This is a genomic window from Sphingobacterium endophyticum (assembly GCF_009733535.1).
Taxonomy (GTDB): Bacteria; Bacteroidota; Bacteroidia; order Sphingobacteriales; family Sphingobacteriaceae; genus Sphingobacterium; species Sphingobacterium endophyticum.
Genome location: NZ_SMMI01000008.1, coordinates 81,600 through 95,133, shown reverse-complemented (window position 1 = coordinate 95,133; position 13,534 = coordinate 81,600). Strand labels below are relative to the sequence as shown.

Annotated in this window: 9 protein-coding genes; 7 read left to right on the top strand and 2 right to left on the bottom strand. The window is 38.4% G+C overall.

Annotation, left to right across the window (positions count from 1 at the left end; all coding sequences use genetic code 11):
• Positions 1 to 106 precede the first annotated feature (106 nt).
• Positions 107 to 2,527, top strand: a complete 2,421-nt coding sequence (locus E0Y80_RS11800) for a TonB-dependent siderophore receptor (RefSeq protein WP_156307877.1) — start codon at positions 107 to 109, stop codon at positions 2,525 to 2,527.
• A gap of 109 nt (positions 2,528 to 2,636) precedes the next feature.
• Here E0Y80_RS11800 and E0Y80_RS11795 read toward each other — a convergent pair whose 3' ends face one another.
• Positions 2,637 to 3,581 (bottom strand): helix-turn-helix transcriptional regulator, encoded by a 945-nt coding sequence (locus tag E0Y80_RS11795; RefSeq protein ID WP_156307876.1) that lies wholly within the window; start codon positions 3,579 to 3,581, stop codon positions 2,637 to 2,639.
• Between the two features lie 89 nt (positions 3,582 to 3,670).
• Here E0Y80_RS11795 and E0Y80_RS11790 point away from each other — a divergent pair, with 89 nt between their 5' ends.
• The 3 genes from E0Y80_RS11790 (at position 3,671) to E0Y80_RS11780 (ending at position 9,020) form a co-directional block, all read left to right on the top strand.
• The gene (locus E0Y80_RS11790) at positions 3,671 to 6,094 is read left to right on the top strand and encodes a TonB-dependent receptor (RefSeq protein WP_156307875.1); all 2,424 of its coding nucleotides are present in this window, start codon (positions 3,671 to 3,673) and stop codon (positions 6,092 to 6,094) included.
• 22 nt (positions 6,095 to 6,116) lie between these two features.
• Positions 6,117 to 7,469, top strand: a complete 1,353-nt coding sequence (locus E0Y80_RS11785; protein WP_156307874.1) for a hypothetical protein — start codon at positions 6,117 to 6,119, stop codon at positions 7,467 to 7,469.
• Positions 7,470 to 7,547: 78 nt separating this feature from the next.
• Positions 7,548 to 9,020 (top strand): PepSY-associated TM helix domain-containing protein, encoded by a 1,473-nt coding sequence (locus tag E0Y80_RS11780; protein ID WP_156307873.1) that lies wholly within the window; start codon positions 7,548 to 7,550, stop codon positions 9,018 to 9,020.
• Positions 9,021 to 9,157: 137 nt separating this feature from the next.
• Here E0Y80_RS11780 and E0Y80_RS11775 read toward each other — a convergent pair whose 3' ends face one another.
• The gene (locus E0Y80_RS11775; protein ID WP_156307872.1) at positions 9,158 to 9,505 is read right to left on the bottom strand and encodes a phage holin family protein; all 348 of its coding nucleotides are present in this window, start codon (positions 9,503 to 9,505) and stop codon (positions 9,158 to 9,160) included.
• Between the two features lie 150 nt (positions 9,506 to 9,655).
• Here E0Y80_RS11775 and E0Y80_RS11770 point away from each other — a divergent pair, with 150 nt between their 5' ends.
• The 3 genes from E0Y80_RS11770 (at position 9,656) to typA (ending at position 13,405) form a co-directional block, all read left to right on the top strand.
• Entirely contained in the window at positions 9,656 to 10,069 is a 414-nt protein-coding gene (locus tag E0Y80_RS11770; protein ID WP_156307871.1) for a DUF2147 domain-containing protein, read from the top strand.
• Between the two features lie 149 nt (positions 10,070 to 10,218).
• Positions 10,219 to 11,409: a glycine C-acetyltransferase gene (gene kbl, locus E0Y80_RS11765; RefSeq protein ID WP_156307870.1), complete on the top strand. Its 1,191-nt coding sequence runs from the start codon at positions 10,219 to 10,221 to the stop codon at positions 11,407 to 11,409.
• 190 nt (positions 11,410 to 11,599) lie between these two features.
• Positions 11,600 to 13,405 carry a translational GTPase TypA gene (gene typA / locus E0Y80_RS11760; protein WP_156307869.1) on the top strand — a complete coding sequence of 602 codons (1,806 nt, stop codon included), beginning with the start codon at positions 11,600 to 11,602 and terminating at the stop codon, positions 13,403 to 13,405.
• Positions 13,406 to 13,534 lie beyond the last annotated feature (129 nt).

Below are 13,534 nucleotides of genomic sequence, written 5' to 3'. Positions count from 1 at the left end.
TCAAAAATTTCGGATTATGAATGTTTTTGTCTGATTGTTTATTTTTTGGTTGTGGTCTAGGGCTTACTTTTGCAACACTATTTAGAATTAGTACAAATAAAAAGAAATGAAATTATCACACCTATTCGTACTTCTTGGGACGACATCATTCTATACAGCCGCAAATGCACAGACAACGATAAAAGGCCAAGTCAGCAGCAATAATAATGAATCCATATCGGGATTAACTGTTAAGGTTAAAGATAAGGTGACCATGACAGACAGTGGCGGGCACTTTGAACTGTACGTTCCATTTCCCGGATCCTTTAATGTTGAGGTTACCGGAGTTGGTTATCAACGAGAAACGATCTTGGTAAATCCAAAAGAAGACCAGACCCTATTAGGTACCATCGTCGTTAGACACAGCAACCAACATATTGAGGAAGTAGAAGTAACCGGCTATAATTCTTTAAATGATAAAGTCCTGAACATTGGGAAAGCTGGGATATTGGATCGCGATTTACCACAGGCCGTACAGATTATAAATGCCCAAGTCATCAAAGATCAGCAAGTCAACAGACTTAGTGATGCATTAAAGAATGCGAATGGTATTGCAATGGGAGCAAATCGAGGAGGTGTTAACGAGAATTTTTATGCCCGTGGATATAGCCTTGGTGCGAACAACATCTTTAAGAATGGTGCAAGGACGAATAATGGAGGATCCATTGAAGCGAGTACCTTAGAATCTGTAGAAATCCTAAAAGGAAGTGCGGCGATACTATACGGAGGCGTAACTGGAGGTGCTGTTGTCAATTTGGTGACGAAGAAGCCCAAGTTTGAATATGGAGGCGAAGTCTCTATGCGGGTTGGAAGTTACAATCAATATAAGCCGATCGTAGATGTGTACGGTCCTCTTTCCAAAAAACTCGCTTTTCGCGTAGTGGGAACAGGAGAATATGCAGAAAGCTATAGAGATTATGTCGAAAGTAAGCGAGTTTATATAAACCCTTCCCTTTTATACCAAATTTCAGAAAAATCAAGTTTGAATTTTATGTTTGATTATTTAAAATCAGACTATACACCAGACTTTGGGATTGGATCGGTTGATGGAAAGATTAATAAAGAAGTCGGTAGAAATACCTTCATAAATACACCATGGGCTTATAATAAGACAAATTCTTCAAATGGTCAGATTAACTTTGAGCATAAATTTTCATCAAATTGGGATTTACAAGCCATTGCGAGCTACCAACAATATGGAAGAGACTATTATGGTTCGGAACGTATTCAAGCGAAGGCCGATGGACTAGCTCCTAGAGCATTGAACCGAACAGAATCAGATGAACTATCTTTCAATCAGCAATTGAATTTGAGAGGTACGGTTATGACAGGTACCATCAAGCACCAAATCTTGGTAGGAGCAGATGCCGATCAGTCCAACACGAAGAACTATGCATTCAATATTTATGGAATTGCATCCCTACCGGATTCTGTAACAACCGCCTATGATGTGATCAATGTATTTAATCCTTATCAGTCTGGGATGCGTACGGATATTCCAAATGCGGATTTGAAAACTAGGACAACAACAGATATTTATCGCTATGGAGGATTTGTTCAGGATTTAATCTCATTAACAGACCAATTCAAGGTATTGGCAGGAATTAGATATACCTATCAAAAGACGAATAATGCTTCGGTCTATGACTATGCAAAAGGGGAAACGAGCATTACGCCAAATAAAGGAAAAGATGGAGTCGATATGGGAAGCAAAGTTGATAAGGCCTGGTCTCCAAAATTAGCTTTGATCTATCAACCGATCCCAACGATGAGCCTCTATGTAAGCTATGCAAATAACTTTACTTCCAATGCGGGTTATGATGTCAATTACCAACCCATGGGTCCGTCTTTGATCGACCAGTATGAGGCGGGTGTTAAAAATGATTTCTTTCAGGGCCGATTAACAGCAAATTTAACATGGTACAGAATCCAGAACAATAAGTTTGCGCAGACCATTATTGATGCTGACGGAAAAGTAAAGGATTCGAACATGAAAGAATTTACAGGAAAGACGGCTTCAGATGGCGTAGAGCTAGATGTAACCGGAAGAATTACAGATGGGCTGAATATTATTGCTGGTTATAGCTATAACTTTATGCGTTATCTGGAGACGAATGAAAATGGAAATGTGGAGGGAGTTCGATTGGTAGGAACTACAGCACATTCAGCCAATGGAACCGTTTTCTACACCTTACAGCATGGAAATTTAAAGGGTCTTAAGTTAGGGTTTTCTACATTCTATACTGGAAAGCGTAATGCGGGATGGAATAATACCAAGGTGAATGAAAAGGAAGGTGTTGATCGTTTGATAGCAGTAGATCCATTTACGACATTTGATTTCTCCGCTGGTTATTCTTACAGAAACTGGAGTATTTTGGGGAAGGTAAGTAATATTGGAAATGCTTTCAATTATTATGTTCATGAGAATTACAGCGTAAACCCAATACCTCCAAGGAGCTTTACAGGAACGCTGAGCTATAAATTTTAAGTGTATTAGTAATCAATTGTATAATAATGCCGTATCGAATTTTATTTTGGTACGGCTTTTTTATTGGGCAAGAAAGATTGGGCTGTGGAAAAGGCTAGCTGAAATAATGCTAAAATAAGGTGATTGAGCTAAGAATTTCAGGTATTGCCTGTACACCTTCGTGAGCGATCAGAAAAGTATATCTTAAAGAATTCGGAATAATGCCGAAATACTTTTTAAAAGCGGTTGTAAAATGAGTAGGATGTTTATAACCCGTTAATCTAGCTACATCGGATATGCGGTGATTTCCAATTAAAATAAGCTTTTTCGCGTGCTCCATTTTCATTTCGGTAATATAGTTCATTACCGTTTTGCCATAATACTGTTTAAAATGTTTCTTAAGGTACTGTTCGTTGGTACCGACAGCCTTTGCAAGCTCAGAAATGCTGTGGTTTTTCGATAGATCCTCATCAATCATTTTTTTAACCAGCTGAATCTTTTCAAAATGGTTTTTATTGGAAATGATCTCCTTGTTTTCGTTTTCTACGTAAAGGCTTTCCACCTGATGTATGATTACTTCCAATAAATGAGATTGGATTTTCAATTGATTGATGAAGGAATCACCTTCATAGAGTTCAAATATTTGCTGTAAAGCTAGGGAAATCCTTCCATCCGCCTTTGTCAACAGTCCATGCAGGAATCTTTCTTGATCCGCACGATACTTTTCATGGAATGCGACGAATTTATCACTTGGAATAAGGATCAACAGGATCCTATTGTCAGAACATATGCTTTTAAGGTCGAAATGATCGCCTTTATTCATATGGATAAGGATGTTTTCGCCGGAATGTAAGAGGTAATTATTCTGTTGAATTTGGAGATTGCAGTTAGCAGAATCCTCGAGGACTAATAAGTTAAGATAACCTTCAATCGGAGAAATAAAGTTAAAGCGTTGTCTCCCTTTGAGCACAGTAAAGTACATCAACGTACCTAATTCGAGCATATTAGGAGATAAACCCATATTGTCATCGGTTAAATTTTCCGATTGTATAGCTTTTTTTTCCGATTGCGTCATTTTGTTATTTAGAATAATTCTACATTTGCAGCAGTATTTATTTAGACTTGTTCTAAAGAAAGTCGAAGTTAGTATATTAATCTTTAATAATGAAACATTTTTACCTTACCAATTTATTTTTCTTGCTGTGCAGTGTTGTATTGGCGCAGACTTCAACCATAACGGGTAAGGTACATTTACTGGACGGAACAGCGGTTGCCAATGCTACCGTACGTATTGAAGGATCAACGATTGTATCAGTTTCCAATGAACAGGGTTTATATAGATTAGAGGGAGTTCCTTATGGAAAGCAAACCATCTTGGTTACTTCGGTAGAGATCAAATCCAAAAAACTTCCTATTGAGGTTAATAAGCCAAGCTATGATTTGCATATCCACATTGACCCAAGAGGAGATATTAGTTTGGATGAGGTTCGGGTACAAGGAAATTCAGTTAAAAGAGAGATAGAGACCAAAGGCTTTGCAGTCAATGTTATAGAGACAAAAGAAGCATCTACACGTAATATACAGACAAATGAGTTATTGGACCGTACTGTCGGTGTGCGGGTTAGACAGAGTGGAGGATTGGGTTCGGAAGTTCAATATAATTTAAATGGGATGACCGGCCGTTCGGTAGGGATCTTTATCGATGGAATCGAAATCTCGACCTATGGTTCATCATTCAATTTGAACAATATTCCGCCAGCGATGATTGAACGGATTGAAGTCTACAAAGGAGTTCTTCCGGCGCATTTAACTGGAGATTTATTAGGAGGTGCGATTAATATTGTACTTAAGAAGGGTACTTCAACAAACAATCTTTCCGCTTCCCTTTCCTACGGGTCATTCAATACCACTCAAGCGGATGTTAGTGGATTGTATAGGAACCCAAAAAATGGTTTTACCACTCGGGTATCTGGCAGCTATTTAAATTCAGATAACGATTACGAAATTTGGGGCAAATTTTCAAAATATATAGAACCCAATGGTGTTGTTCAGCGCAATTACCGGACTAAGAGGTTTTTTGATGGTTACAGGGCATTATCTGGAAGATTTGAATTTGGTTTCACGGATGTCAAATGGGCCGATGCATTTTTCTTAGGGTATAATATTTCTGATTCTCACAAAGAAATTCAGCACGGACAAACCATGGGCACACCCTATATGGGAAGAACTTCCGACGCATCTGCTAATGTGCTCAGCCTTACCTACAACAAGAAGGATCTTTTTATTCCAGGATTAAATTTATCTACGAATGCGGTTCACAGTTTTCGAAACACCGCTATATTGGATACAGTGCCTTGGGCCTATAATTGGGATGGGCAGATTCGCCATGACCTCAATGGTAATCCTATCCGTCGACCAGATGGAGCACAGCAGGGAAAGCCTGCCATGACGGATATAGACCGTCAAGTCACTAATATCCGTACGAACCTAAGCTACGATATATTTTCAGGACATAGACTTTCGGTCAATCATGTTTTCTATACGGTAGACCGAAAAGATAAGAACCTATTGATCAAGGACGGCAATGCTGGCATAAATAGTTCCAATGATTTGGCAAAAAACGTAGTTTCTTTTAACTATGAAGCACAGACCTTTGGAAATCGACTGACCACGAATTTGTTCTACAAGCTCTATCAGCAATCTATTGGTAGTACAAGTTATACAGGGGTTGTAGAGAACGGTGAGACTAAGATTGTAAAGAATGAGAGTCAGGATAGCAGAACTAATTCCGGGTACGGATTGGCGGCCTCGTTTAAGGTTTTCAATCGATTAATACTATTGGCATCTGCAGAACGTGCGGTTCGTATGCCTGTGGATATGGAAACCTTTGGAAGTCCTGAAGAAAATGTGTTGGCAAACCCGGGCATCTCTCCGGAAATAAGTGATAACTACAATGCAGGATTTAGGTTGGGCACTTATCAGTTTAATGATCATAAGGTTTCACTAGGTACCAATGTATTCTGGAGAAATACCAAGGATCGAATTATGCCAAGGGCTAATGAATTGATCAACAATCAAGAGATCGAATTAACCCAATATATCAATTTAGGTTTATCACAATCATTAGGCTTTGAGGGGGAGTTAACCTATGCCCATAAGGATAACTTAACGGTAATGTTCAATTTCTCGAAGTTCAATTCCTTGTTCAAACAGGAGTTTGATCCGGCATCAGGTCAGAAGATGACTTATTATAACAAGCAGATTCCCAATGAACCCTTCTATACCATGAATGGGAATATTCACTATCGTCTGGATAATATGATCCAGAAGGCATCCCAGTTGAATTTGTTCTACAATATAGGATATGTGGCTCCATTCAGTACAGTTTGGCCAGATTCAGATTGGTTTGTAACACCAGCACAATATGCACAAAACCTGGGGATGAGCTATGTATTTCCTAGCAAGAAGTTTATTCTAGCGTTGGATGTGAAGAACATTTTTAATGCGGAGATCTACGACAATTTTGGTGTTCAAAAGCCAGGTCGCGGTTTCTATTTGAAGTTGAATTACTCAATAAACAATATATAATTACTCTTTTAAAAATAAAATAATGAAAGCAAACCTACTCAAATTAGCCTTACTAGGAGCTGTTGTTTCTACGATCAGCTTTACAAGCTGTACGAAAGAAAGTGGTTCAGAAATAGATAATGAGGACAATATTCGTTGGATCACTGTTTCAGGAGCATTAATGGATACAGAGCCAGGAGATGGTAATGCTGGTACGATGGTATTCAGTTTGAAACCTGAGGAGGCAAAAAATCCTGCTTATGAGATTAATGTATTTGACAAAGGACAGCACGTAAAATCTTCAAGAACGGCGCGTCTTCAAGCATCTCAAGATGGGAAATATCTTTACAATATTCAGTATACAGGAGATGATGGGGGTATTTTCAACAAATACAGAGTTCGCGGCGGAAAGAACTTAATTCCTGAAGGGCCTGAGGTTGAAACAGCAACCTATGTAAGTGCATCACCGCGTTGGCTAAAAGCTGCAGAAGGAGTTGGAGTTGCGGTAAGGGCAACGGCAAAAGATGCGGTCTATACAGGCACAGCCCCAAATTTTGTGTACCAAGAAAGAACTGCAAAAACTGACGTCATTACATTGGATTTGAACAATCCGAAAATTACCAAGACTACAAGTTTTGATCTGAAATTAACAGCAGAAGAGATTGCAGCAGGGTACTATGTAAGTCGTATTGATGTGCCAGTAATTAATAAAGCAGGTGATAAAGTCTTTATTGGAGCAGCAGTTTCCAAACATCTTACAAATTCATTTACATTGGGTACTGATGGCAAGCCTACATGGGATTCCGACAGTAAGGGTGAAAAAAGCTGGGCAAAAACTTTGGTATTAGATTATCCATCCTTAGCGAATCCTAAAATTTTAACATCCAATAAAACAAGAGGAAATACCAATGGATACCGCAGTACATTACAGTATGTTGGAACAGATGGACATGTTTACCAAGCAACATCTGGCGAAGCAAAAGGTACCGGAGGTTCAAAAATCTTAAGAATTAACTCCAATACCAATGAATATGATGCATCTTATGCATTCAGCTTAGACCAAGCGTTAGGAGTTAAAGATTCGTACATCGAAACATGGAAATATGTGGGCGACGGAATAGGTTATGTCGTTTACAATGTTGGAGGAAATGGCGGTTATATTGCCAGAATTGATTTAAACAACAATACGGCTAAGAAGTACAGCATTCCAAATGAAGCGGAGTTGAAATTCCGTCAGATCCAAAATATTACACTTGAAGGAGACGATGTATTTATTGCTGTTGCACCTATAGGAAAAGATGGAAATATCTATGTTTTCAATAGAAAAACAGGGGATATGTCTGTAGGGGCAAAACTTAAGAATAAAACAGGTAATCAATATATCGGAGTTTATTAATACCTCAAATAATTATTGTTATCAGGTGGGCATCATATGCTCACCTGATTTTTGATTTCAAATAGTATAAAGAGAAAAATGAGTAAGCGAGTACAAAAGTCAACAACATGGATGAAGGTTAGAAAGTTTTTTAACGATATCCATTTATGGGGCGGGTTGATTTCAGGCATTGTTGTATTTATAGTTTGTTTTACAGGAACAATCTATACCTACAATACGGAACTCCGTGCTTGGGCGATGCCTGAGTTTAACAAGGTTAAGGTTGATGGAGAAAAGAAGAATAATGATGAACTCTTAGCCATGGTAAAGCCCGAAGTAAAAGGGCAGATTGTAGGAGTAAAAGTTCCGTATGCTGAAAATGCAACAACATTATTCATGTACAATAAGAAGGAAAAAGAGGCAAAAGAGGGAAAAGAAGGAGAAGGAAGGGGATCAGGAGAAGGGAATGGGAGACGTGCTGAAGGCGGCAAATCTGAAAACAAAGAAGCATCAGCTCAAGTGGAGCAGGTTCAGGGCGAAAGGAAGTCAGAAATACCGAATCCTAGTACAGGAGAAGATAAAAAAGCTAAATCAGATCAATCTTTAGAGAAAAACCCTTCAGCAGAACTAAAGAATCCTGAGAAAAAGGGGGCACAAGGAGCTGGACCAGGTGGGCCAGGGGCTGGACGTGGACCACGATCCAACCAATTAGCAGTGAATCCCTATAGCGGTCAGGTTATTGGGGATCCGGCAGAGGTAAAAACCAAGACTGCAGAATTTATGCAGAAAATGTTTGGTTTACATCGTTGGTTATTATTGAATGAAATTGAAGAACCCTTAATTGAAGGCGTTGAAAATAGAAAACTTGGTTCTTGGATAACAGGAACAGCGACCTTATTATTCCTTTTTGGGGTGATAACGGGATTTATTATTTGGTTTCCGAATAAGATGAGGTCATGGAAAAACGGTTTGAACATCCGTTGGACTGCAAATTGGAAGCGATTAAACCATGATTTACATAACACTTTAGGTTTCTATAGCTGCATCCTTTTGTTTCTGATGTCCGTTACGGGTCCGTTTTGGTCTTTTGAATGGTATCGCGCGGGATGGCAAAAAACATGGGGAACCTATAAATCTCCAGATGCCCCTAAGGAAGAGAAAGTACCGGTTCTTTCTACAATACCTGCAGATGGGAAAAAACCGTTGAATATTGAAGAAACGATATTGGCAGTCAATAAGATTCTTCCATATGATGGAGATGTAACCATAACGTTTGCAAAAGACAGTACAGGAACTGTTGCGGTGAGTAAAAACAGGGTTGGATTTTTTGCTCCATCAGCAGGAGATAAATTGACCTTGGATCAATATAGTGGAGAAGCATTGGAGAAAGATATCTTTAGAGAAAAACCATTCAATGAAAGAGCATCTGCATCCATTAAGGCCTTACATATAGGTGATATTTATGGTCCGTTTACAAAATTGCTTTACTTTATTTCCTGTTTAATTGCCACCTCATTACCAGTTACCGGTGTTATGATCTGGATTAATAAGATGAAGAAAACAAAAAAATAGAATTAAAATCTCTCTCTTTATACGGATGGGCTTGACTGTCATGGTTGAGTCCATTTTTTATTGAATAAAACAAGAAAGCCCTCGCAATATGTGAGGGCTTTCCTTTGTGTTTTAAAATAGTGGTTTTTTGGGATTTATTATTTTTTATCAGTTCCCATTCTTCCGATAATCATTTCGATAATTGCAACGATGATTGCGAAGAATACTGCTGGCCAAAAACCAGCGACATCAAATTTTGAACCCATAATCTTATCGGATAACATAATCATCAAAACAGTAATGATAAATGATACCAAACCGAAGGTTAACCAATTTAATGGGAAAGTAAATAATCGTAGAATTCCTCCTACAATAGCATTCACGAATCCAATAACCAATCCGGTTAGGATAGCCCATCCAAATCCTGCAACAGTTACCCCTGGGATGATCCATGATGCGATTGCAACTACTAAACCTGTAACTAAGAGACTAATAATGAACCTCATAACTTTAATAATTTGTGTAGATAATAATTGTTCAAAATTAATGCCATAAAGTTGATTAAATAGGTAGAATTATAGGGGTAACAAAAATATTATTATGCTAACATAGAAAAATATATGTATATTCAACCTACAATTTTAAACATAAAGGTTATGAGACAAATAGTTGCAACATTCTGTGCTCTTATATTTTCTATTGCATTATTTGCGCAAGAAAGTGATCCCATTTTAGGGAAATGGGAAAATCCAAGTGGAGAGGGCCGCATTGAAATCTACAAGAAGAACAACAAATTTTATGGTAAACTGTACTGGATAAAGGATTCGGCGAAGAAAGATGCTAAGAATCCGGATCCAAAACTGCGTTCCAGGAACATTCAGGGGACTGAGATTTTGACCAACTTTAGCAAGAATAGTAAGACCTATGAGGGGGGAGAGATTTACGATCCCAAATCGGGAAAGACCTATAGCTGTAAGATGACATTAAAAGGGAATGATCAGCTGGACATTCGCGGGTATATGGGGATCAGCCTGATTGGCCGAACAGAAACATGGAAACGGATTAAATAATGAAAAAATTAGAAAGGGCTTTAGAAGCCCTTTTTTTATGGGTTCATTTTAGAAATCTGTAAATGAGTATTTAATAAAATTTGGGCAAACGTTTTCGTAAATAGGTGATGCAAAAAAAGGTTATCTTTATGCGGATAAATTGAAATACTATGTATAAGACTCTAAAACCAGCCCTTGAAAAGGAACTTGCAGAGATAAAAGATGCAGGATTATATAAAGAAGAACGTATAATTGTTACTCCACAGGGCGCAGACATTAAGATTAGTACTGGACAGGAAGTAATTAATTTTTGTGCGAACAATTATTTGGGTTTATCATCACATCCAAAAGTAGTTGCGGCTGCAAAAGCAGCGATCGATAGCCATGGATATGGTATGTCCTCGGTTCGTTTTATCTGTGGTACACAAGATGTTCATAAAGAGTTGGAGGCAAAGATCTCTAAGTTTTTAGGTACAGAGGACACCATTTTATATGCGGCTGCGTTTGACGCGAATGGTGGAGTTTTTGAGCCCTTATTAGGAGCTGAAGATGCGATCATTTCCGATGAGTTGAATCATGCATCCATTATTGATGGAGTTCGTTTGTGTAAGGCACAGCGTTTCCGTTATAAGAATGCTAATATGGAAGATTTAGAGGCACAGTTGCAAGCCGCATCTGGCGCCAGACATAAAATCATTGTTACCGATGGTGCATTTTCCATGGATGGTTCAGTAGCTCCATTGGATAAGATCTGTGACCTAGCGGATAAATACGAAGCATTGGTTATGATTGATGAATCGCACTGTTCAGGATTTATCGGGAAAACAGGACGTGGGACACATGAATTATTTAATGTCATGGATCGTGTAGATATTATTACAGGGACCTTAGGAAAAGCTCTTGGAGGAGCATCTGGAGGTTTTACTTCAGGACGTAAAGAGATTATTGACATGTTACGCCAGCGTTCACGTCCATATCTATTTTCAAATACTTTGGCACCAGCTATTGCAGGCGCTTCAGTAGCCGTATTGGATATGTTGAGCGAAACAACTGAGTTGCGAGATAAGTTAGAAGAGAACACAAAATATTTCCGTGAAAAAATGACGGAAGCAGGTTTCGATATCAAACCAGGATTCCATCCAATTGTTCCGGTCATGCTTTACGACGCAAAACTAGCGCAGGAGTTTGCATCCAAAATGTTAGATGAGGGCATTTACGTTATCGGTTTCTATTATCCAGTTGTTCCTAAGGATTTGGCGCGCATCCGTGTACAGATATCTGCGGGACATGAAAGAGCACATTTAGATAAAGCTATAGCAGCATTTACTAAAGTTGGGAAAGAGTTGGGGGTGATTAAATAGAAGGAGTTTCTATATAATATGCCAACTTAATAAACTTTAATGGTATTTAAATGCGGTTTTTTCGACAAGTAATTGAGAATTAATCATAAATAAATAAGAATCTAATAAAATATTAACAGTAATATGTTAAAAATGAGGTGCAAAATATATATCTTTGCACCTCTTATTTTTTATAACACATTATTGCTCAATGCAGAATATCAGAAACATAGCGATTATCGCGCACGTTGACCACGGTAAAACTACCCTAGTTGACAAGATCTTACATTACACCAACCAATTCAGGGACAACGAGAATTCAGGAGAGTTAATCTTGGATAACAATGACTTGGAACGTGAGCGTGGTATTACAATCGTATCAAAGAACGTATCTGTAAAATATAAAGACACAAAAATTAACATTATTGATACCCCAGGTCACGCCGATTTCGGTGGTGAGGTTGAGCGAGTATTGAAGATGGCGGATGGTGTTGTTCTTTTAGTAGATGCATTTGAAGGCCCAATGCCTCAAACGAGATTTGTTACAGGTAAAGCTTTAGCATTAGGCATTAAGCCTATTGTTGTTGTAAACAAAGTGGATAAAGAAAACTGTCGTCCAGAAGAAGTTTACGAGAATGTATTCGATTTATTCTTCAACTTAGGCGCAACAGAAGATCAATTAGATTTCCCTGTATTATACGGTTCATCAAAACAAGGATGGATGTCAACTGATTGGACTAAACCAACGACTGACTTCACTGAATTATTAGATGCAATCATCAGCCATATTCCTGCACCAAAAGTATCAGAAGGTACATTACAGATGCAGGTAACTTCATTAGACTATTCTACTTTCGTAGGTCGTATTGCAATTGGTCGTGTTGTAAGAGGAACTATCCGTGAAAACCAACCTGTATCTTTAGTAAAACGTGATGGCAAGATTGTTAAATCACGTGTTAAAGATCTTCAATTATTTGAAGGATTAGGTCGTGTTAAAGTAACGGAAGTACAAGCAGGAGATATCGTTGCGGTAGTAGGTATTGACGGTTTTGAAATTGGTGATACAATCGCTGATTTTGAAAATCCAGAGCAATTGGAAGTTATGCACATCGATGAGCCAACAATGAACATGTTGTTCACGATCAATAACTCGCCATTCTTTGGTAAAGAGGGTAAATTCGTGACTTCACGTCACATTTATGACCGTCTTCAAAAAGAATTAGAAAAGAACTTAGCATTACGTGTTGTTCCTACGGAATCACCGGATGCATGGTTGGTATATGGTCGTGGTATTCTTCACTTATCCGTATTGATCGAGACGATGCGTCGCGAGGGATACGAATTACAAGTGGGTCAACCACAAGTAATCGTTAAAGAAATCAACGGAGTAAAAAGCGAGCCGATTGAAGAATTGGTAGTTGATGTTCCTGCAGAGGTTTCTGGAAAAGTAATCGAGTTAGTAACTCAGCGTAAAGGTGAGTTATTGATTATGGAGTCAAAAGGTGAAATGCAGCACTTGGAATTCTCTATTCCATCACGTGGTATCATCGGATTACGTAACAACGTATTGACTGCTACAGCTGGTGAAGCTGTAATGGCTCATCGTTTGAAAGGATACGAGCCTTGGAAAGGTACAATCCCTGGCCGTATGGCAGGAGTATTGATTTCTTTGGATACAGGATCTACTACAGCATATTCAATTGACAAGTTACAAGACCGTGGTCGTTTCTTCGTTGATCCAGGAGTGGATATCTATGAAGGACAGGTTCTAGGAGAGCACATCCGTGACAATGACTTAACGATCAACGTGACTAAAGGAAAACAATTGACCAACATGCGTGCATCAGGTTCTGATGATAATACTCGTATTGCACCGGCAATTAAATTCTCTTTAGAAGAATGTATGGAATACATCCAAGCTGATGAGTACATTGAGGTTACACCACAAAGTATTCGTTTGCGTAAGATTTATCTAACAGAAAACGAGCGTAAAGTAAACGCTAAGAGATTCGTTTAAGAATTAAATAAACTAAGATATAAGAGGCTAGCCAATGGATAGCCTCTTTTTTTATTTTCTAATGTTTAAATTGCCTAAAAATAACGATATATGGAGATGGAGCATTTTGAAGATGATGAACTCGTATGG

Coding starts and splice junctions, on each gene's coding strand:
- kbl (WP_156307870.1), top strand. CDS start 10,219: ATGTATAAGACTCTAAAACCAGCCCTTGAAAAGGAACTTGCAGAGATA.
- E0Y80_RS11800 (WP_156307877.1), top strand. CDS start 107: ATGAAATTATCACACCTATTCGTACTTCTTGGGACGACATCATTCTAT.
- E0Y80_RS11785 (WP_156307874.1), top strand. CDS start 6,117: ATGAAAGCAAACCTACTCAAATTAGCCTTACTAGGAGCTGTTGTTTCT.
- E0Y80_RS11795 (WP_156307876.1), bottom strand. CDS start 3,581: ATGACGCAATCGGAAAAAAAAGCTATACAATCGGAAAATTTAACCGAT.
- E0Y80_RS11775 (WP_156307872.1), bottom strand. CDS start 9,505: ATGAGGTTCATTATTAGTCTCTTAGTTACAGGTTTAGTAGTTGCAATC.
- E0Y80_RS11790 (WP_156307875.1), top strand. CDS start 3,671: ATGAAACATTTTTACCTTACCAATTTATTTTTCTTGCTGTGCAGTGTT.
- E0Y80_RS11780 (WP_156307873.1), top strand. CDS start 7,548: ATGAGTAAGCGAGTACAAAAGTCAACAACATGGATGAAGGTTAGAAAG.
- E0Y80_RS11770 (WP_156307871.1), top strand. CDS start 9,656: ATGAGACAAATAGTTGCAACATTCTGTGCTCTTATATTTTCTATTGCA.
- typA (WP_156307869.1), top strand. CDS start 11,600: ATGCAGAATATCAGAAACATAGCGATTATCGCGCACGTTGACCACGGT.